Source organism: Mesorhizobium sp. CA5, assembly GCF_020165105.1.
In the GTDB taxonomy this organism is placed as follows: domain Bacteria; phylum Pseudomonadota; class Alphaproteobacteria; order Rhizobiales; family Rhizobiaceae; genus Mesorhizobium.
In genome coordinates, this window is record NZ_JAIUHJ010000013.1 from 144,995 (window position 1) to 161,739 (window position 16,745).

Genomic DNA, 16,745 nt, shown 5'->3' on the forward strand with positions numbered 1-16,745 from the left:
CACCGATGCATGTCGCCCAGAAGCGGAAACCGGTTTTGGGAAGACGACATGCATAAACCGACAAAGTTCCAAGGAGTTTGGACGACATGCTGAGAGGCTCGCTGACTGCGCTCGTGACACCGTTCGAAAAGAGCGGGCGCTTCGACGAGAAAGCCTTTCGCTCGTTTGTCGAATGGCAGATCGCCGAGGGCACCAAGGGTCTCGTTCCCGTCGGCACCACCGGCGAGTCGCCGACGCTGTCGCATGAGGAGCACCGCCATGTCGTCAAGGTCGCCATCGAGGTAGCCAAGGGCAGGGTGCCGGTGGTGGCCGGCGCGGGCTCCAACAACACCGAGGAAGCGGTCGGCCTGGTGAAGTATGCCGAACAGGCCGGCGCCGATGCCGCCCTTGTGGTCACGCCTTACTACAACAAGCCGACGCAGCGCGGCCTCTATGAGCATTTCGCGGCCGTCGCCAGGGCGACCAGGCTGCCGATCATCATCTACAACATCCCGCCGCGTTCGGTGATCGACATGACGCCGGAGACGATGGGCAGGCTGCGCCACGACTTCAAGAACATTGCCGGCGTCAAGGACGCGACCGGCAAGGTCGAGCGCGTCTCCGAGCAGCGCATGACCTGCGGCAAGGATTTCATCCAGCTTTCCGGCGAGGATGCCTCCGCGCTCGGCTTTAACGCTCATGGCGGCGTCGGCTGTATTTCGGTCACCTCGAATGTCGCGCCGCGCCTTTGCTCCGAGTTCCAGGAAGCGACGCTTTCCGGCGACAGCGCCAAGGCGCTCGAGCTGCAGGACCGGCTTCTGCCGTTGCACAAGGCGATCTTCATTGAGCCTGGCGTATCCGGCGCCAAATACGCGCTGTCGAAGCTGGGCAAGGTCGAGAACGTGGTCCGTTCGCCGCTGGTGACGGTGGAGTCCTCGACCGCCGAGAAGCTCGACGCGGCGCTCAAGCACGCCGGCTTGATTAATTAGCGAGCCCGTTTGGAAACTCTACACCTGCGGCCATCTGAAGGCGCCACCTGCGCTTCCGGTGCTCACGTACTATATGTACGCTCCGCTCCGGTTCCGCGCATGGCCCCGAAAGCATCCGCTTTCGGAAAGGACCATGCGCAAAGTCGGGCTGCAGAGCGTCCTTTGCGCGTTTAGAAAACGCGCGGCGCTCTGTTGACACCTTCACCTGACTCGCAGGAGCGAGTTTCGAAACGGACTCTGGACGTCATGAATCAAGTCAAGAAAGCCGATCCCAACAACAAGACCGTTGCGGAAAACCGCAAGGCGCGCTTTTCCTACGAGGTGCTCGACACGATCGAGACCGGCTTGGTGCTGACAGGCACCGAGGTCAAGTCGCTGCGCCAGGGCCAGGCCAACATCCAGGAAAGCTACGCCTCGGCTGAGGGCGGCGAGATCTGGCTGATCAATTCCTATCTGCCGGAATATCTGCAGGCCAACCGCTTCAATCACGAGCCGCGCCGCCGTCGTAAGTTGCTGGTCTCCAAGCGCGAGATGGCAAAGCTCTCGCAAAGCGTCGAGCGTGAAGGCATGACGCTGGTGCCGCTGAAAATCTATTTCAACGACCGCGGTCGCGCCAAGCTGCTGCTCGCGATTGCCCGAGGCAAGAAGCTGCACGACAAGCGCGAGACAGAGAAGCAGCGCGACTGGTCGCGCGAGAAGGGCCGGCTGCTGAAGGAGCGCGGCTGAGCCTCCAGGGCTGGCAGCGCCGGCCGCCTGAAAAAAGCCACCGGCTGGTTCTCCGGTCAGGCGCGCACGAGCCTTTGCGGCAGGGGATGGTCTTGGGGAAGCGGATTGTTTTCTGGGGCCTTGCCGTAGCGGTTGTCGCCAGTGCCGTCGTGGCGGGCGCCTTCTTCTGGTTCCGCGGCTTTTCCCCGGATCGCGAGGAATTTCCGATCCGGGGCATCGACGTCTCACATCATCAGGGAAAGATCGACTGGCCCCGCGTCGCCTCCGACGACGTCGCCTTCGCCATCATCAAGGCGACCGAAGGCGGCACCCATGTCGATACGCAATTCTCCATCAACCTGCGCGAGGCCCGCGCGGCCGGCCTGGCGGTCGGCGCCTATCACTTCTTCACCTTCTGCCGGCCAGGCGCCGACCAGGCGAAGAACTTCATGTCGGTAGTGCCACGCGGTGAGCCGCTTCTGCCGCCGGTGGTCGACATCGAGTTCGGCGGCAATTGCCCGCAGCGCCCGTCGCCCGAGCAACTGAACACCGAGCTTGCTGCATTCCTCGGTCCGGTCGAGACGGCATTCGGCAAGCAGGCGATTTTCTATCTGACCGACGAGGCGGCAGACGCCTATTCCGGCAGCATTCTTAACCGCCGGCGCTGGTTACGTTCGCTGGCGATGAGGCCGCGCGAGAACGACTGGATCTACTGGCAGTATCACAATATGGGCCGCGTCGACGGCATCGAAGGCGATGTCGATCTCAATGTCCTGAAGGGCGGCCGCGAGACGCTGGCGAAGTTGTTTGCGCCGACGCCTTGAATTGCCGGTCCTTGAATCGCTTACCGCACCGCTGAAGGTTTACGATCCTCCCGGCGCCGGTGCATTAAGGCGTCTGTTGGCAATCCGCCCTCCGATTGCTGACAAGCCCATTCCGGCGGCCATGATGGCAATGGCTGCGACCTGGATCGTCATCGGCGTTTCGCCGAGTACCGCCATGCCGACAGCCACGGTGGCGATGGGTATGCCGGGCAGAAACAGCGATGCCGTCTGCGGCCCCAACTGCCCGACGACATAGGTATAGAGGAACATGGCTGCCGCGCCGGCCAGAATCCCCTGGATCACGATCTGGCTGATGATTTCCGTGGCGGCCGCGGCATGGATATGGCTTGGTGCGACGAAGTAGAGAACCGGCAGCGGCAGGCAGGACAGGAGCACTACCGCGGCCGTGGCCGTAACGGGATCGGCACGCCAGCGCCTGACAAGAACGGCATAGGCCGAAAACATTAGGCCCGATCCGATGAAAAGCATATCGCCGAAGAGAACGCCGCCGGTGCCGTCGCGCGCCGGCGCGATGAACAGCGACAGGCCGGCGACAATCGCGAGGACACCGATGGTCCGTTGCCGCGAAGCGCCGTCATTGAAGACGATGCGTGACAGCAGGAACGAAAAGAAGACGATCGACGCTGGACAAAGCGCGGCCGCATGGACGGCAGGGGCATAGGTCAGGCCCCAATTGATAATCAGCGGATAAGGCAATCCGGCCAGCGCCGCCAATGCCAGGGCCCGTCGCCAACCGAGCGCCCTCATGCTTACAAAGCCGTCGCGCCAGACGATCGGCAGAAAGACCACCCCCGCGCCGCCAAAGCGCAAGGCGGCCAGATCCGTCGCCGTCAGATGCTCCCTGAGGCTGAAGCGGGCGGCGACGAATTGGATGGCGTAGATGCCGATCATAATGAGGCCCGCGATGATCGCCAGCCTGGAGTTTCCTGAGTCTCGCGCGTCCGCCATGTTCCGCCGCCGTCGTGACATCGCCATCGAAGATCATCTCCGCACAAAGCGATGAAAGCGCAGGCTATTGCCGAAAAGCCCGTGGCAAAATACGCTCTTTTCTCGAAATTTGAGTGAAACTCGCAGATTAGAGGCAGATCTAGCGTGAATGCTGAAGCAAGCGACCTGGACGGCGTCGACCGCAATCTCCTGCGATTGCTGCAAGAAGATGGGCGTCGCACCACACTTGATCTGGCGGCGCGTGTCGGCCTCTCGCCGACCGGCACCAGCCTACGGGTGAAGCGGCTGTTTCGGGAAGGCTACATCACCGCGGTCAGGGCCGTGCTCAATCCGGCAAAGATCGGACGCGGTACGCTCGTCTTTATCGAGGTGCGTCTCGATCACACGGCGCCGCATATTTTCGAGCGCTTCGCCGAGGCGGTGACCAAGGCGCCCGAGGTTCTCGAGTGCCACATGGTGGTCGGCGGCTTCGACTATTTGGTAAAGGCGCGCATCTCGGAAATGGCCGCCTATCAGGATTTCCTGACGCGGGTCATTCTCGCGCTGCCGGGAGTGAAGGAGACGCACACTTATACCTCCATCGGCGACGTGAAGCCGGATGCGCTGCTGCCGGTATGAGTGGCTGTCAGACCGACAGGAAGCCGCCTGAATCTAGCTCTTCAGGAACGCCGCAATCTCCTTGAACACGCTGACGAACATCTCCTGCGTCAGCACGCCCGTATTGGTGTTGTAGCGTGAGCAATGGTAGCTGGAAAACAGCGCGATGCCGCCGGCTTGCTGCCTCCCGCCATGGCGGAACGGAAAGGCCGCGACGCGCTCGCCCAGCGCCCGCACCGTCGACTGATGCGCGATCGCACCCAGCGTCAGGATGGCACGCAGGTTGGGAAAGCGCGCGATCGTCGGCTTGAGAAAGGTCCGGCAGGTGGCGATCTCGGCGCCCACCGGCTTGTTCTCCGGCGGCACGCAGCGCACCGCATTGGTGATGGCCGTGCCGACGAGTTGCAAGCCGTCATCCGGCCTTGCCTTGAACTCGCCGCGCGCAAAACCGTGCGCGATCAATGTGCCATAGAGCAGGTCGCCGGCATAGTCGCCGGTGAAGGGGCGCCCCGTGCGGTTGGCGCCGCGCAGGCCGGGCGCCAGCCCGACGATCAAGAGGCGGACTGAATCTTCACCCTCCGGCGGCAGGAAGGTCGGCACTGGCGCGTTGAACCAGCCGGGCTCACGCTCGCGCCAGGCGGCGATGAAATCATGCAGCCGCGGGCAAAGCGGGCAGTCACGGCTGGGTTCGGGGGAGGGCACGGCGGTCAAGGCCGCCGCCGTCAATAATCTTCCTCGTCGACTTCGGCGGGTTCCGGCCGGCGCGCCGGCCGCTCGGACGGATCGCGGCCGACTTCGCTCTTCAGCGTCATCAGGTCGATGAAATGATCGGCCTGGCGGCGCAGATCGTCGGAGATCATCGGCGGCTGCGAGGCCATGGTCGAGATGATCGACACCTTGCGCCCGCGCCGCTGCAGCGCTTCGACCAGCGTGCGGAAGTCGCCGTCGCCGGAGAAGATGACATAGTGGTCGACGACATCGGCGAGCTCCAGCGCATCGACGGTCAACTCGATGTCCATGTTGCCCTTGATCTTGCGGCGGCCGGTCGAGTCGGTGAATTCCTTGGCGGGCTTCGTCACCACCTTGAAGCCGTTATAATCGAGCCAGTCGATCAGCGGCCGGATCGACGAATATTCCTGATCCTCGACCAGCGCGGTGTAATAATAGGCGCGCAGCAGGTAGCCGCGCTTCTGGAAGCTCGACAGGAGCTTGCGGTAGTCGATGTCGAAGCCCAGCGCGCGGGACGTGGCATAGAGATTGGCGCCGTCGATGAAAAGAGCGATCTTTTCACGGGGATCGAACATTGAAAAACATTCCTTTCGAAAATTTTTGTCGTCTAAAAGCGCTTGACGAATAGGTCCGGCAAATGAACCTTTGTACCGTCACCTCCGAGATAACGCGCAATTTGCGGATATCCAAGGGCATGGCCCTGTGTTGCAAGCAATTGTGATCGCCACTATGTGGGTAGCTTCACGGCGTGGCGCGATGATGAGCCGGGCAACGGCCCGCCAAGCTGACGCTGGCGCCATAAAGCTTGTATTTCGGCCGCGCTCGCGTTATGGAGCGCGCCAGCTTTCCATCAAATCCATCGCATGAAAGGGGCAGTCCATGGCCCGCGTAACCGTTGAAGATTGCATCGACAAGGTCGACAACCGTTTTGAACTCGTGCTGCTCGCCGGCCATCGCGCCCGCCAGATCAGCCAGGGCGCGCAGATCACCGTTCCGCGCGACAATGACAAGAACCCGGTCATCGCGCTGCGCGAGATCGCCGACGAGACGCTGTCTCCCGACGACCTCAAGGAAGACCTGATCCACTCGCTGCAGAAGCATGTCGAGGTCGACGAGCCGGAAGCCGAGGGCGAGGCGATCGCCGACCAGACCGGCGCGACCGCCGTTGCCGCCGACGCCGACGACGCCGAGGAGAACGTTACTTTCGACCGCATGAGCGAGGAAGACCTGCTCGCCGGCATCGAAGGTCTGGTGCCGCCGGAAAAGAGCGACGACTACTAAGTGCTTTTGTCCGGGTTGGATCAACCATCCAGGACTTCCGTATCTTAGGTTTCGTGGCTATCTATGAGATGCGTCGCACGTCGGTGCGGCGCATCAATCATTTCAGCACCGCGAGATCCCGCCCATGATGCGTCAGTATGAGCTTGTCGAGCGCGTCCAGCGCTACAAGCCTGACGTCAACGAGGCGCTGCTCAACAAGGCCTACGTCTATGCCATGCAGAAGCATGGCCATCAGAAGCGCGCCTCGGGCGATCCCTATTTCTCGCATCCGCTCGAAGTCGCCGCCATCCTCACCGACATGCATATGGACGAAGCGACCATCGCCGTTGCCCTGCTGCATGACACGATCGAGGATACGACCGCGACCCGCGCTGAGATCGACGAGCTCTTCGGCCCCGAGATGGGCAAGCTGGTCGAGGGGCTCACCAAGCTGAAGAAGCTCGATCTGGTCTCGAAAAAGGCCGAGCAGGCGGAGAACCTGCGCAAGCTCCTGCTCGCGATCTCCGAGGACGTCCGCGTTCTGCTCGTCAAGCTCGCCGACCGCCTGCACAACATGCGCACCCTCGACCATATGCCGGAAGCCAAGCGCCTGCGCATCGCCGAGGAGACGATGGAGATCTATGCGCCGCTGGCCGGGCGCATGGGCATGCAAGGCATGCGCGAGGAGCTGGAGGAAATAGCCTTCCGCTACATCAATCCGGAGGCTTACCGCGCCGTTACCGCAAGGCTTGCCGAGATTTTCGAGCGCAACAGGGGCGTCCTGCAGGAGATCGAGACGGCGCTGTCGGGCCTGTTCGAAAAACACGACATCAAGGCAAGCGTGAAGAGCCGGCAGAAGAAGCCGTGGTCGGTGTTCCGCAAGATGGAGGCCAAGGCGCTCTCCTTCGAGCAGCTCTCCGACATCTTCGGTTTCCGCGTCGTGGTCGATTCGGTCGACGACTGTTACCGCGCGCTTGGCGCCATCCACACCACCTGGTCGATGGTGCCCGGCCGTTTCAAGGATTACATCTCGACGCCCAAGCAGAACGACTACCGTTCGATCCACACCACCATCGTCGGCCCGTCGCGCCAGCGCGTCGAATTGCAGATCCGCACCAGAGAGATGAACAAGATCGCCGAATATGGCGTCGCCGCGCATTCGATCTACAAGGATACCGGCGGCAAGATGAACGGCGCGGGCCATGCGATCTCCAGGGAGACCAACGCCTATGCCTGGCTGCGGCGCACCATCGAGCAACTGGCCGAAGGCGACAATCCCGAGGATTTCCTCGAGAACACCAAGCTGGAGCTGTTCCAGGACCAGGTGTTCTGCTTCACGCCCAAGGGCATGCTGATCGCGCTGCCGCGCGGCGCCACCCCGATCGACTTCGCCTATGCCGTCCACACCGATGTCGGCGACACCTGCGTCGGCGCCAAGGTCAACGGCCGCATCATGCCGTTGATGACCGAGCTCAAGAACGGCGACGAGGTCGAGATCATCCGCTCCAAGGCGCAGGTGCCGCCCGCCGCCTGGGAATCGGTCGTGGTCACCGGCAAGGCGCGCGCCGCCATCCGCCGCGCCACCAAGAATGCGATCCGCAAGCAATATTCCGGCCTCGGAGCCCGCATCCTGGAGCGCGCCTTCGAGCGCGCCGGCAAGACATTCACCAAGGAGAGCCTGAAGCCGGTGCTGCACCGGCTGGCGCGCAAGGACATCGAGGACGTGCTGGCCTCGGTCGGCCGCGGCGAGCTGAGTTCCACCGATGTCATGAAAGCGGTCTTCCCCGATTATAAGGATGAGCGTGTCACCGTCGCGGCGCCTAAGCAGCGCGAGGAGGGCTGGTCGAAGATCCGCAACGCCGCCGGCATGCTCTTCCAGATGCCGGGCACCCGCGCCGCGAAGAAGGACAAGGACCAGCAGCGCGACGGCGCGGTGCCGATCCGCGGCGTGCGCGGCGACCTGCCGGTGCGTTTCGCGCCGGAAGGCGCTGTACCCGGCGATCGCATCGTCGGCATCATCCAGCCCGGCACCGGCATCACCATATATCCGATCCAGTCGCCGGCTTTGCAGGCCTTCGACGACCAGCCCGAGCGTTGGATCGATGTGCGCTGGGACATCGACGAGCGCACCAAGGAACGTTTTCCGGCGCGCATCTCGGTCACCGCCATCAATGCGCCCGGGTCGTTGGCCGACATCGCCCAGGTCGTCGCATCCAACGATGCCAACATCCACACGCTGTCGATGATACGCACCGCACCCGATTTCACCGAGATGCTGATCGATCTCGAGGTCTGGGACCTGAAGCATCTCAACCGGCTGCTGTCGCAGCTCAAGGACAATTCGAGCGTCAGCGATGCGCGGCGTGTGAATGGGTGAATAGTGAATAGTGAATAGTGAATAGTGAATAGTGAACTAGAAGGTGCTCTACTGCCATTCACCATCCACCATTCGCCAAGGGGGACCGAACAATGAACACCGACGAAGTGCTGGACATTTTCCGCGAGGCCGGCGCCGTGCTCGAAGGGCATTTCATCCTGACGTCCGGACTGCGCAGTCCGGTCTTCCTGCAGAAGGCGCGGGTGTTCATGCATGCCGACAAGACCGAGCGCCTGTGCAAGGCGCTGGCCGAGAAGATCCGCAAGGCGGTGCCGGGCGGGATAGACTACGTCGTTGGCCCGGCCATCGGCGGCCTGATCCCGGCCTATGAGACCTCGCGCCATCTCGGCGTCCCGGCGATCTGGGTCGAGCGGGAAGGGGGCGAATTCAGGTTGCGCCGCTTCGAGATTGCCAAGGGCTCGCGCGTCGTCATCGTCGAGGACATCGTCACCACCGGCCTGTCGATCCGCGAGACCATCGACTGCCTGCGCGAGCTTGGCGCCGACGTCGCGGCGGCTGCCTGCATCATCGACCGTTCGGCCGGCAAGACCGATGTCGGCGTGCCGCTGATCGCGCTTGCCGAATATGAAGTGCCGGCCTATCCCGCCGACCGCCTGCCGCCGGAACTTGCCGCGATTCCAGCCGTTAAGCCGGGAAGCCGCAACATCTGACATCGCGATGTATGAAAACAGGCACTTGAGCGCGTCGCTTGAATCTCTTTGCCGGAGACGCGCGCCGAGGCGACAATGATCGCCGGGATCGACCATTTCGTGCTGACGGTCCGCTCGCTGGAAGCGACCTGCGATTTCTACCGGCGGGTGCTCGGCATGCGGCGGCTCGACGAACCGAACCGGCCGACCGCGCTTCTGTTCGGCTCGCAGAAGATCAACCTGCACGAAGTCGGTCGCACCTTCGAGCCGAAGGCGAAGGCGCCGACGCCGGGTTCCGGCGATTTCTGCCTCGTGGCGGGAATGCCGCTTGCCGAGGTCCAGGCCAGCCTCGAGGCCAATGGCGTGGCGATCGAAGTCGGTCCGGTCGAACGCACCGGCGCGCGCGGCAAGATGATGTCGGTCTATTTCCGCGATCCGGACGGCAATCTGGTCGAGGTCAGCGAGTATCGGCCCGGCTGAGATCGAGCCGCATGGCGCAGCGCTGGTCCGAAGCCATGCCGTGCCTGGCCTCGTCGTCGAGCAGGCTTGCCAGCCGTTCGTCAATCTCGGCGTCTTCCAGGATGCGAAATCCGGCCTTGCGATAGAAGGGCGCGTTCCAGGCGACGGCGCGAAACGTGGTCAGCGTCACCGCGGCCAGTCCGCGCCGCCCGGCGTCCGCGACCGCCTGTTCGAGCAGGGCGCGGCCGATGCCTTGGCCCTGCCGGTCGAGGCGCACGTCCAACTCCCATATATGTAGCGCATCGCCTTCGATCCCGGCGCTCAGGAAGCCGACCGGCCGGCCCTTCTCGTCTGCGGCAATCCAGCATGCGCCGGCGGCGATCAGCGCGCGATGCCGCTCGACGCTGATATTGTCGCCGTCGGCGAGCCACGCCAGTTCCGCAATGGCGCGGAACGCCAGCCCGGCGGACTGTTCGATCCGCGGCAGCGCCCCGGCGTCCTCGGCCCGCGCCGGTCTAATGGTGATCATCGGCTCCGCATCCGGGTTATTTTCCTCAGTTTCGCCAGAATGACGCTGTTGTTACAGCCTGCGGCAGACCATCGCGGCGGCGTTCGTTGTTGCGCGGCCCGGTCGTCGCTATATCAAAGCTTGTTGCCTTTCTGCGCCCTCGAAGCGCAAGATGTGTTTGCGCGACCCGGTGGGTAGGGGCAGCGCGTATTGGACCGGGAACTGGAACAGAGTGCTTTTTCGACGCCGAGAGCCTGATGGCTTCCTGGAACAGGTGCGTACTTATCTTTGGCCGCGCCGCTCGTTCTCGCGTTCCGTGCAGTATTTCTCCAAACGCATCCTGCGGCTGAAGGCGACGCCGCATTCCGTCGCCGCCGGTGTCGCCGCGGGCGTTTTCGCCTCCTTCTTCCCGCTTGGCTTCCACTTCATCGTCGCCGCCGTGCTGTGCTGGATCATCGCCGGCAATCTGGTCGCGGCAGCGCTCGGCGCGGTGTTCTTCGGCAATCCGCTGACCTTCCCGCTTTTGTGGGGCGCGTCCTGGGAGATCGGCAAGCTGCTCCTGCATGAGCATCTGCCGAAGCACGGCCCGCCCGAGCATCTGGGCGAAATGATGCACAAGCTTTCCTTCGCCAAGCTCTGGCACCCCATTCTGGAGCCGATGCTGATCGGCGCGGTGCCGCTCGGCCTGGTCTTCGGGCTCGTGTTCTACGCCATCACCCGCTGGGGCATGACGGTGTTTCGCGAGCAGCGCCGGAAGCGCATGGCCGAGCGTGCCGAGAAGAAAGCGCGGCAGGGCCGACGGGAAGTGCCGGCGGAATGATCATCGGCATCGGCAGCGACCTGATCGACATCAGACGTATCGAGAAATCGCTGGAGCGGCACGGCCAGCGCTTCGTCCAGCGCATCTATACCGAGGTCGAGCAGGCCAAGTCGGAAAAGCGTGCCGCCCGCGCAGCTTCCTATGCCAAGCGCTTCGCCGCCAAGGAGGCCTGCGCCAAGGCGTTGGGTACCGGCATGGCCGAGGGCGTGTTCTGGCGCGACATGGGCGTGGTCAACCTGCCGAGCGGCGCGCCGACCATGGCGCTGACCGGCGGCGCCGCGGCCAGGCTGGAGAAAATCCTGCCGAATGGGCACCGCGCCTTCATCCATCTCACCATCACCGACGATTTCCCGCTTGCTCAAGCCTTTGTGATCATCGAGGCAGTGCCCGCCGAACAAGCGCCACATTGATTCCATCTGACCACGAGCGGCATGACGTTGCCCAGCGCCCGCCGAGACTCTATACCAACATCGCACAATCGAGGACGACATGAGCGTGGCTGAAAAATCGCAGAAGAAATCCGGCGGGCTTGGTGAGACCTTTTCCGTCATCATCCAGGCTCTGCTGCTCGCGCTCGTCATCCGCACGCTGCTCTTCCAGCCTTTCTCCATTCCGTCCGGCTCGATGCGGCCGACGCTGCTCGAAGGCGACTATCTCTTCGTCACCAAATGGGCCTATGGCTATTCGCGTTACTCGTTGCCCTTCGGTCCCGATCTCTTCTCGGGCCGCATCTGGGGTTCCGAGCCCAAGCGCGGCGACGTGGTGGTGTTCAAGTTCCCGCCGGATCCGTCGGTCGATTACATCAAGCGCGTCGTCGGCCTGCCCGGCGACAAGATTCAGGTGAAGGACGGCCAGCTTTTCATCAATGACGTCGGCGTGCCGCGCGTGAAGACCGGCCAGATCGACAATCCCGATGTCACCGAAGAAAACCGGCCGATCGATGTCTACCGCGAAACGCTGCCGAACGGCGTCAGTTACGACACGCTCGACATCAATTCCGATTCGATCGGCGACAACACGCGCGAATTCGTCGTGCCGCCTGGGCACTATTTCATGATGGGCGACAATCGCGACAATTCCTCCGACAGCCGCTTTGCCGTCGGCTATGTGCCGGCCGAGAACCTTGTCGGCCGCGCCAACCTCATCTTCTTCTCGATCGCCGGCAAGGCGAGCCCGCTCGAGATATGGAAATGGCCGTCGTTGATGCGCGCCGGGCGCCTGTTCCATTTCGTCCACTAGAGCGATGGCGGCCAGCAAGCGTTTGACCGCCGATGCCCTTGCCGAAGCGCTTGTCGAGCGCACCGGCCATGTCTTCGCCGACCGCCAGCGCCTGCAGCGGGCGCTGACCCATGCCAGCGCCCGTTCGACCCATGCCGGCGTCGACTATGAGCGGTTCGAATTCCTTGGGGACCGTGTTCTCGGCCTCGTCGTGGCCGACATGCTGCTCGCCTCCTTTCCCGATGCCGCCGAAGGCGAGCTTTCGCTGCGCCTCAACGCGCTGGTCAATGCCGAGGCGCTGTCGGAAATCTCCGAACAGATCGGCCTGCCGGAATTGGTGCGCGCCGGTTCCGATGTGCGCAATCTCGAGGGCCGCAAGCGCACCAATCTGCGCGCTGATGCGCTGGAATCGCTGATCGCCGTGCTCTATCTCGACGGCGGGATGGATGCGGCGCGCGCGTTCATCCACCGTTACTGGCAGCCGCGCTCGCAGGCGATGGGCGCCGCCCGCCGCGACGCCAAGACCGAATTGCAGGAATGGGCGCATCAGGCGGCCGCCGGCGCCGTGCCGGCCTACCATGTCGACGGCCGTGACGGACCGGACCACGACCCGGTGTTCACGGTCAGCGTAAAAGTCGGCTCTTTCGCGCCCGCCGTCGGCAGCGGCCGCTCCAAGCGCGAGGCCGAGCAGGCCGCGGCGGCTACTCTTTTGCTGCGCGAAGGCGTATGGAGCGCGGCATGACAGAAACGGAAACCACTCAAGTTCCCGCGACGCGCTCCGGTTTCGTAGCGCTGATCGGCGCGCCAAATGCCGGCAAGTCGACGCTGGTCAACCAGCTCGTCGGCGCCAAGGTATCGATCGTCACCCACAAGGTGCAGACCACCCGCGCCATCGTGCGCGGCATTGCCACGCATGACAACGCGCAGATCGTCTTCGTCGACACGCCGGGTATCTTCAAGCCGAAGCGGCGGCTGGACACGGCGATGGTGACCACCGCCTGGGGCGGCGCCAAGGATGCCGATATCGTCGTGCTGCTGATCGACGCCGAGCGCGGCATCAAAGGCGATGCTGATGCCATACTCGACCGGCTGAAGGACGTCAGGCAGCCGATGCTTCTGGTTCTCAACAAGGTCGACCGCGTCAAGCCGGAGACGCTTCTCGCCCTGGCCGCGACCGCGAACGAACGCGTGCCGTTCAAGCGCACTTTCATGGTCTCCGCGCTGACCGGCTCCGGCTGCAAGGACCTGCTCGATTATCTCGCCGAGACGCTTCCGGCCGGTCCCTGGTACTATCCGGAGGACCAGATCTCCGATCTGCCGATGCGCCAGCTCGCGGCCGAGATCACGCGCGAAAAACTTTATCTGAGGCTGCATCAGGAGCTTCCCTATTCCTCGCATATCGAGACCGAGAAATGGGAAGAGAAGAAGGACGGCTCGGTGCGCATCGAGCAGGTCATCTATGTCGAGCGCGACAGCCAGAAGAAGATCGTGCTCGGCCACAAGGGCGAGACGATCCGCGCCATCGGGCAAGCCGCGCGGATGGAGATCGCTGGCATTCTGGAGCAGAAGGTGCACCTCTTCCTGTTCGTGAAGGTGCGCGAGAATTGGGGCGACGACCCCGAGCGCTATCGCGAGATGGGGCTGGAGTTTCCCCACTAATGCATGGACGGATTCCGTTGCCAGATTAGGCTTCTCATTGACCGATAGCTTGGTCGCCAATGGCAATATTGGCAGGATTGATCCCCACGCCTTTCAAGACAAAGGTGACCAAGTCGGGATGAAACATAGCATACGTATCTTGTGTCACCGGATTCCGGCAATCACTCATTGTGCGGCGAAACGCGATCACTAGACGGTCAAAGAGCCCACGCTGGAGGGGGGAATTGGTTTCGCAGTAAGCGAGCAAACGCATGCCGGCTTCAGTTTGCTCGGACAATTGAATTGCTCTTTGCCGATCACCCCATCGCGATCGCTGCAGAAGAGGAGCTCGATCGACCCACAAGACCAGATGCCTTGGTGGAAGGGTACCGGGCTGGGAGACGAGGCGACCGCAGCGCCTGAAGCCGGTTGCTGCGATAAACCGAACAAAGCCGGTGCGGTGCGTCATGCATTTGTCAGACGCCTCGACGACGACTCTTTTGCTGAATTTTGTTGGATTCGTCTGATCGGATGTCGTGATGTCGAACAGCCCCGATTCCGCAAGCGCAAGAAGGGCCGACTCATCCAGCGGAGCATTGAATACTGTGAGATGATAGGGCGGAGGCGACGTGAGCTTTTCAGCGTTCAATGACGCGATTTTATGCGAGCGAATGGTCCGGAGAACGTCGTCCCACTCTGGCCTGAAGACGATGACTGACATAAGTGCAAGGACGATAAAGATGATCCAACGGCCAGATTTATTATCGCGCTTAGTCAGGACAATTCCTGTTATCAACAGTCCGAACAGACACAGCCACATTGCGCCGAACGGTATAACGACGAATATTAAAACGAGCGGATGCAAATCGAGTAAGCCCTTCACTAGAAAGAATGTAACATAGCATGGGTGTTGTGGCATTTGAGCGCGAATTGGCGGTTTCAGTTAAAATTCTGACATGCAGCGAGCTTTTGTCCCATATTCTGAGTCTTTTCGATCGAGATGGATAGCAAAGTAGATATCGACACCCGTCTCGTGCGCCGGCTGGTCGACGCGCAATTTCCCGAATGGCGGCATCTGCCGGTGAGCCCCGTCGCCTTCGGCGGCTGGGACAACCGCACCTTCCATCTCGGCGACGAAATGACGGTCAGGCTGCCAAGTGCGGCTCCTTATTCGCTGCAGGTCGAGAAGGAGCATCGCTGGCTGCCGCAGCTCGCGCCACGTCTGCCGCTGCCGATCCCGGTGCCGCTCGCCATGGGCGAGCCGGCGGCGGGGTATCCCTGGCGCTGGTCCGTCTATCGCTGGATCGAGGGGGAGACGGCACGGAGCGCGCATTGCCGATCTCGGAGCGTTTGCCGTGGCGCTCGCCGATTTCCTTGTCGCTTTGAGGAGCATCGAACCGACGGACGGGCCCGCGCCCGGCCAGCACAATTTCCATCGCGGTGGATCGCTGAGTGTCTATGACGGCGAGGCGCGGCAGGCCATCGCCGCGCTCGAAGGCCGGATCGACACGCAAGCCGCAGCCGCCGTGTGGGAGGCAGCGCTTGCCGCCACCTGGTATGGCTCGCCGGTCTGGTTCCACGGCGATGTCGCCTCGGGCAATCTTCTGGTCGAGGACGGCAGCTTGAGCGCCGTCATCGATTTCGGCACCTCCGGCGTCGGCGACCCGTCTTGCGATCTTGCTATAAGCTGGACATTCTTCGAAGGCGAAAGCCGCGAGGTGTTTCGCACCTGCATCGACGTCGACGACGCCACTTGGGCGCGCGGCCGCGGCTGGGCGCTATGGAAGGCGCTGATCACCGTCGCCGGCCACGACGCCAACCAGGCCGAGGCCGAAAGGCAGCGCAACGTGATCGACGAGGTGCTTGCCGATTACGCAACGTTTCCGTGAGGCTACAGGCCGTTGGCAAAAAAGTGGGACACGGCTCGCTAGCCCCAATCGTGACAGCATCAAATTGGGTCGGGTAGCGCCGCGATGGCTGCCCGCAATTTCGCATTGGGCCGTGGGCTATTATCAAGCAGTTCGAGGATTCGCTTGAAATCGCTCTCGGACACCCTGATCGTTTCGGCCACCGTGATAGCGCCGCCCGGTATGGCGTTGTATGGAAGGAGATCGTTGCTCGATGGCCTGGGCATGATCGTTCCTTTGATCGGGTGCATTCCATACTAGCCGGAATTGACTGTCTGTGCACGGTTTGTCTGAGAAAGCCACATTCAGCATTCAACTTGATTTCGCCGCCCAACGGGTGAAAAGCTCGTCTCATGGAATGGCGCGACGAGGGAATCGTTCTCGGCACTCGCAAGCATGGCGAAACCAGCGCCATCCTCGAGGTGATGACGCGTGCCCATGGCCGCCATCTCGGCCTAGTGCGGGGAGGGCGCTCGCGCAAGCAGCAGCCGGTGCTGCAGCCCGGCAACCGCGTCGATCTTCTGTGGCGGGCGCGGCTCGACGAGCATCTCGGCATCTTCCAGGCCGAAGCGATCGAGATGAACGCCGCGCGGCTGATGGACAGCGCCGTCGCCGTCTACGGCCTGCAGACCATGGCCGCGCATCTGAGGCTGCTGCCCGAGCGCGACGCTCATGACGGGCTCTACGCGGCGCTCGCCGTGATGATTTCGCACCTGGACGATGCCGACGCGGCGGGCGAGCTGGTGGCGCGCTTCGAGCTGCTCATCCTCGATGAACTGGGCTTCGGCCTCGACCTCAGCCAATGCGCGGCGACCGGCACCAGGCAGGATCTCGCCTATGTCTCGCCGAAATCCGGGCGCGCCGTCTCGCGCGAAGCCGGCGCGCCCTGGCACGACAAGATGCTGGCGCTGCCCGCCTTCCTGCAGCGCGGCTCCGGCCTGCGCGCGGATGCGGCAGCCCTGGAGGACGCATTCCGGCTGAGCGGCTTCTTCTTCACCCGTCACGTCTACGAGCCACGAGGCCTCGAGCCGCCCGATGCTCGCGCCGGCTTCCTCGCCGCGCTGCGCCGGCATCATGCCGCGGTGAGGGCGATTGCGGGCGAGGCAGGATAGCGAG

20 protein-coding genes and 1 pseudogene are annotated in these 16,745 nt (G+C 63.0%); 15 read left to right on the top strand and 6 right to left on the bottom strand.

Features of this window, described 5'->3' with window-relative positions:
• The first annotated feature begins 86 nt into the window (after window positions 1-86).
• The 3 genes from dapA to LB529_RS18465 all read left to right on the top strand — a co-directional run bounded on the left by dapA (window position 87) and on the right by LB529_RS18465 (window position 2,497).
• Window positions 87-968, top strand: coding sequence for a 4-hydroxy-tetrahydrodipicolinate synthase (dapA, locus tag LB529_RS18455; RefSeq protein WP_095766923.1), 882 nt, complete (start codon window positions 87-89; stop codon window positions 966-968).
• A 246-nt stretch (window positions 969-1,214) separates the two neighbouring features.
• Entirely contained in the window at window positions 1,215-1,694 is a 480-nt protein-coding gene (gene smpB, locus LB529_RS18460) for an SsrA-binding protein SmpB (protein WP_095766924.1), read from the top strand.
• An 86-nt stretch (window positions 1,695-1,780) separates the two neighbouring features.
• On the top strand, window positions 1,781-2,497 hold the full coding sequence (locus LB529_RS18465) for a GH25 family lysozyme (protein WP_411962537.1): 717 nt from the start codon (window positions 1,781-1,783) through the stop codon (window positions 2,495-2,497).
• A gap of 39 nt (window positions 2,498-2,536) precedes the next feature.
• Here LB529_RS18465 and LB529_RS18470 read toward each other — a convergent pair whose 3' ends face one another.
• Window positions 2,537-3,493 carry a DMT family transporter gene (locus LB529_RS18470; RefSeq protein ID WP_318012571.1) on the bottom strand — a complete coding sequence of 319 codons (957 nt, stop codon included), beginning with the start codon at window positions 3,491-3,493 and terminating at the stop codon, window positions 2,537-2,539.
• 117 nt (window positions 3,494-3,610) lie between these two features.
• Here LB529_RS18470 and LB529_RS18475 point away from each other — a divergent pair, with 117 nt between their 5' ends.
• Window positions 3,611-4,084 carry an Lrp/AsnC ligand binding domain-containing protein gene (locus LB529_RS18475; protein ID WP_224525181.1) on the top strand — a complete coding sequence of 158 codons (474 nt, stop codon included), beginning with the start codon at window positions 3,611-3,613 and terminating at the stop codon, window positions 4,082-4,084.
• Between the two features lie 33 nt (window positions 4,085-4,117).
• On the opposite strand, the gene LB529_RS18480 is transcribed toward LB529_RS18475, so the two are convergent.
• Both LB529_RS18480 and LB529_RS18485 read right to left on the bottom strand, forming a co-directional pair.
• The gene (locus tag LB529_RS18480; RefSeq protein ID WP_411909024.1) at window positions 4,118-4,789 is read right to left on the bottom strand and encodes a uracil-DNA glycosylase; all 672 of its coding nucleotides are present in this window, start codon (window positions 4,787-4,789) and stop codon (window positions 4,118-4,120) included.
• Complete coding sequence (locus LB529_RS18485; protein WP_095766928.1) at window positions 4,786-5,367, bottom strand: NYN domain-containing protein; 582 nt, start codon at window positions 5,365-5,367, stop codon at window positions 4,786-4,788. Before LB529_RS18485 ends, LB529_RS18480 begins: the two co-directional genes overlap by 4 nt.
• Before the next feature lie 304 nt (window positions 5,368-5,671).
• On the opposite strand from LB529_RS18485, the gene rpoZ reads away from it, so the two are divergent.
• From rpoZ to LB529_RS18505, 4 genes are all read left to right on the top strand, one after another.
• Entirely contained in the window at window positions 5,672-6,073 is a 402-nt protein-coding gene (gene rpoZ / locus LB529_RS18490) for a DNA-directed RNA polymerase subunit omega (protein WP_095766929.1), read from the top strand.
• Between the two features lie 124 nt (window positions 6,074-6,197).
• Window positions 6,198-8,429 carry a RelA/SpoT family protein gene (locus LB529_RS18495; protein ID WP_095766930.1) on the top strand — a complete coding sequence of 744 codons (2,232 nt, stop codon included), beginning with the start codon at window positions 6,198-6,200 and terminating at the stop codon, window positions 8,427-8,429.
• Window positions 8,430-8,521: 92 nt separating this feature from the next.
• On the top strand, window positions 8,522-9,100 hold the full coding sequence (gene pyrE / locus LB529_RS18500) for an orotate phosphoribosyltransferase (protein WP_224607536.1): 579 nt from the start codon (window positions 8,522-8,524) through the stop codon (window positions 9,098-9,100).
• Window positions 9,101-9,175: 75 nt separating this feature from the next.
• Complete coding sequence (locus tag LB529_RS18505) at window positions 9,176-9,559, top strand: VOC family protein (RefSeq protein WP_224711905.1); 384 nt, start codon at window positions 9,176-9,178, stop codon at window positions 9,557-9,559.
• Here the strand turns inward: LB529_RS18505 and LB529_RS18510 are convergent.
• The gene (locus tag LB529_RS18510; protein ID WP_224711906.1) at window positions 9,537-10,067 is read right to left on the bottom strand and encodes a GNAT family N-acetyltransferase; all 531 of its coding nucleotides are present in this window, start codon (window positions 10,065-10,067) and stop codon (window positions 9,537-9,539) included. The genes LB529_RS18505 and LB529_RS18510 overlap by 23 nt on opposite strands.
• Window positions 10,068-10,278: 211 nt before the next feature.
• Here LB529_RS18510 and LB529_RS18515 point away from each other — a divergent pair, with 211 nt between their 5' ends.
• The 5 genes from LB529_RS18515 (at window position 10,279) to era (ending at window position 13,743) form a co-directional block, all read left to right on the top strand.
• Entirely contained in the window at window positions 10,279-10,866 is a 588-nt protein-coding gene (locus LB529_RS18515; protein ID WP_224711907.1) for a DUF2062 domain-containing protein, read from the top strand.
• Window positions 10,863-11,276, top strand: coding sequence for a holo-ACP synthase (gene acpS, locus LB529_RS18520; RefSeq protein WP_224711908.1), 414 nt, complete (start codon window positions 10,863-10,865; stop codon window positions 11,274-11,276). Before LB529_RS18515 ends, acpS begins: the two co-directional genes overlap by 4 nt.
• Before the next feature lie 79 nt (window positions 11,277-11,355).
• Window positions 11,356-12,105 (top strand): signal peptidase I, encoded by a 750-nt coding sequence (gene lepB, locus LB529_RS18525; RefSeq protein ID WP_095766934.1) that lies wholly within the window; start codon window positions 11,356-11,358, stop codon window positions 12,103-12,105.
• Complete coding sequence (gene rnc / locus LB529_RS18530; RefSeq protein WP_411962540.1) at window positions 12,092-12,826, top strand: ribonuclease III; 735 nt, start codon at window positions 12,092-12,094, stop codon at window positions 12,824-12,826. Before lepB ends, rnc begins: the two co-directional genes overlap by 14 nt.
• The gene (gene era / locus LB529_RS18535) at window positions 12,811-13,743 is read left to right on the top strand and encodes a GTPase Era (RefSeq protein ID WP_224711910.1); all 933 of its coding nucleotides are present in this window, start codon (window positions 12,811-12,813) and stop codon (window positions 13,741-13,743) included. Before rnc ends, era begins: the two co-directional genes overlap by 16 nt.
• Before the next feature lie 34 nt (window positions 13,744-13,777).
• On the opposite strand, the gene LB529_RS18540 is transcribed toward era, so the two are convergent.
• On the bottom strand, window positions 13,778-14,587 hold the full coding sequence (locus LB529_RS18540; RefSeq protein ID WP_224607523.1) for a hypothetical protein: 810 nt from the start codon (window positions 14,585-14,587) through the stop codon (window positions 13,778-13,780).
• 135 nt (window positions 14,588-14,722) lie between these two features.
• On the opposite strand from LB529_RS18540, the pseudogene LB529_RS18550 reads away from it, so the two are divergent.
• Window positions 14,723-15,611: pseudogene (locus tag LB529_RS18550) on the top strand (aminoglycoside phosphotransferase family protein).
• 59 nt (window positions 15,612-15,670) lie between these two features.
• On the opposite strand, the gene LB529_RS29225 reads toward LB529_RS18550, so the two are convergent.
• Window positions 15,671-15,880 carry a DUF1778 domain-containing protein gene (locus tag LB529_RS29225; RefSeq protein WP_411962538.1) on the bottom strand — a complete coding sequence of 70 codons (210 nt, stop codon included), beginning with the start codon at window positions 15,878-15,880 and terminating at the stop codon, window positions 15,671-15,673.
• Window positions 15,881-15,982: 102 nt separating this feature from the next.
• On the opposite strand from LB529_RS29225, the gene recO reads away from it, so the two are divergent.
• Window positions 15,983-16,741, top strand: a complete 759-nt coding sequence (gene recO, locus LB529_RS18560; RefSeq protein ID WP_224711911.1) for a DNA repair protein RecO — start codon at window positions 15,983-15,985, stop codon at window positions 16,739-16,741.
• The last annotated feature ends 4 nt before the right edge of the window (window positions 16,742-16,745 follow it).

Coding starts and splice junctions, on each gene's coding strand:
- dapA (WP_095766923.1), top strand. CDS start 87: ATGCTGAGAGGCTCGCTGACTGCGCTCGTGACACCGTTCGAAAAGAGC.
- smpB (WP_095766924.1), top strand. CDS start 1,215: ATGAATCAAGTCAAGAAAGCCGATCCCAACAACAAGACCGTTGCGGAA.
- LB529_RS18465 (WP_411962537.1), top strand. CDS start 1,781: ATGGTCTTGGGGAAGCGGATTGTTTTCTGGGGCCTTGCCGTAGCGGTT.
- LB529_RS18470 (WP_318012571.1), bottom strand. CDS start 3,493: ATGGCGATGTCACGACGGCGGCGGAACATGGCGGACGCGCGAGACTCA.
- LB529_RS18485 (WP_095766928.1), bottom strand. CDS start 5,367: ATGTTCGATCCCCGTGAAAAGATCGCTCTTTTCATCGACGGCGCCAAT.
- rpoZ (WP_095766929.1), top strand. CDS start 5,672: ATGGCCCGCGTAACCGTTGAAGATTGCATCGACAAGGTCGACAACCGT.
- LB529_RS18495 (WP_095766930.1), top strand. CDS start 6,198: ATGATGCGTCAGTATGAGCTTGTCGAGCGCGTCCAGCGCTACAAGCCT.
- pyrE (WP_224607536.1), top strand. CDS start 8,522: ATGAACACCGACGAAGTGCTGGACATTTTCCGCGAGGCCGGCGCCGTG.
- LB529_RS18505 (WP_224711905.1), top strand. CDS start 9,176: ATGATCGCCGGGATCGACCATTTCGTGCTGACGGTCCGCTCGCTGGAA.
- LB529_RS18510 (WP_224711906.1), bottom strand. CDS start 10,067: ATGATCACCATTAGACCGGCGCGGGCCGAGGACGCCGGGGCGCTGCCG.
- acpS (WP_224711908.1), top strand. CDS start 10,863: ATGATCATCGGCATCGGCAGCGACCTGATCGACATCAGACGTATCGAG.
- lepB (WP_095766934.1), top strand. CDS start 11,356: ATGAGCGTGGCTGAAAAATCGCAGAAGAAATCCGGCGGGCTTGGTGAG.
- era (WP_224711910.1), top strand. CDS start 12,811: ATGGAGCGCGGCATGACAGAAACGGAAACCACTCAAGTTCCCGCGACG.
- LB529_RS29225 (WP_411962538.1), bottom strand. CDS start 15,880: ATGCACCCGATCAAAGGAACGATCATGCCCAGGCCATCGAGCAACGAT.
- recO (WP_224711911.1), top strand. CDS start 15,983: ATGGAATGGCGCGACGAGGGAATCGTTCTCGGCACTCGCAAGCATGGC.